Source organism: Phyllobacterium sp. P5_D12, assembly GCF_054049495.1.
Window position 1 is genome coordinate 1 of record NZ_JBFUMG010001178.1, and the last position, 558, is coordinate 558.

Genomic DNA, 558 nt, shown 5'->3' on the forward strand with positions numbered 1-558 from the left:
AGCCCATACATGTCGGCCAGGATTCCGCTGACAATTGGTCCTATCGCACCTCCTACGGCTTGCACTGCGAACAGAAAGCCGATGGCTGTTCCTCCCATTTTCGCAGGCGCTGCATCCAGAACCCAGGCTTGCAGAACCGCCCGGATTGCGAAAAGGAAAAAACCAAGGATCGCCACGAAAAACACGAAGACCGGCGATTGGCCGGCAACCGCCATGAAAAGCAGTGTTACGCCAGTCATTAGCATGCTCGACATCATGATGCTTCGTCGCCCGACTTTGTCCGAGAAGTGACCCGCAAGCGGAGCGGCGACAAAGCCGGCTGCCTGCAAGCCAAACATGCAAGCGCCAACCAGAACTGGCGAATATCCCATCTGCTGACCGAGAAAAATCGGCAAAAAGGCCAGCAGTGAACCTTGCGTCATGGACTGGAAGGCCGAGCTGACAGAGAGCAACAAGAGTGTACGATTCATGATCAACGTGCCGAAACCGCGTAACGTGTCGGCAAGGGCTTCGGGGATAGTGCGACCCTGCCGCGGTTTATCATCCTCGATTTTGAGG

The 558-nt window shown here is 55.7% G+C and carries 1 protein-coding gene; it reads right to left on the bottom strand.

Going from position 1 to position 558, the window contains the following annotated elements:
- On the bottom strand, positions 1 to 470 hold a 470-nt coding region (locus ACXJ5O_RS29370), incomplete at its 3' end, for an MFS transporter (RefSeq protein ID WP_457302974.1).
- Positions 471 to 558 lie beyond the last annotated feature (88 nt).